Source organism: Streptomyces morookaense (genome assembly GCF_013030945.1).
Classification (GTDB): Bacteria; Actinomycetota; Actinomycetes; order Streptomycetales; family Streptomycetaceae; genus Streptomyces; species Streptomyces morookaensis.
This window is the reverse complement of sequence record NZ_JABBXF010000094.1, coordinates 1-398: the sequence shown is the minus strand read 5'-3', so window position 1 is coordinate 398 and position 398 is coordinate 1. Positions and strand designations below refer to the sequence as shown.

Annotated in this window: 1 pseudogene; it reads right to left on the bottom strand. The window is 73.1% G+C overall.

Annotated features, from left to right (window positions below):
* Positions 1–378 (bottom strand): annotated as a pseudogene (locus tag HG542_RS29840) (transglycosylase SLT domain-containing protein); the annotation flags it as partial.
* Positions 379–398 lie beyond the last annotated feature (20 nt).

Below are 398 nucleotides of genomic sequence, written 5' to 3'. Positions count from 1 at the left end.
CTTGGCGGGCTTCAGGGCGGCGCGCTCCGTGGAGCGGCTCGCGGCCTCCTTGGCGGCACGCTCCTTGGCGGCACGCTCCTTGTCGGCCTTCGCCTTGGCGGCGGCGGTCGCGTCGGCCTTCTGCTTGGCCTCGACGGCGGTCTTGGCCGTGACCCGGGCCTGGGTGGCGGCGGCGTCGGTCTGCTGGGTCAGCTCGTCCTGCTGCGTCTCACCGAAGGACTGCGCGCTCTGCGCCACCGGCTTCACGGCGGGGGCGGCGGTGGCCGTGCCGCCGACGGCGGCGAGGGCGACGGCGGCGATGCCGGTTGCGGCGATGCCTGCGGCGGAGAACTTGTGGGTCTTGGTCAGACGGGTATAGCCGGAGTGGGTGGTGCGCATGAGCGAGCTGATCCTTCCAA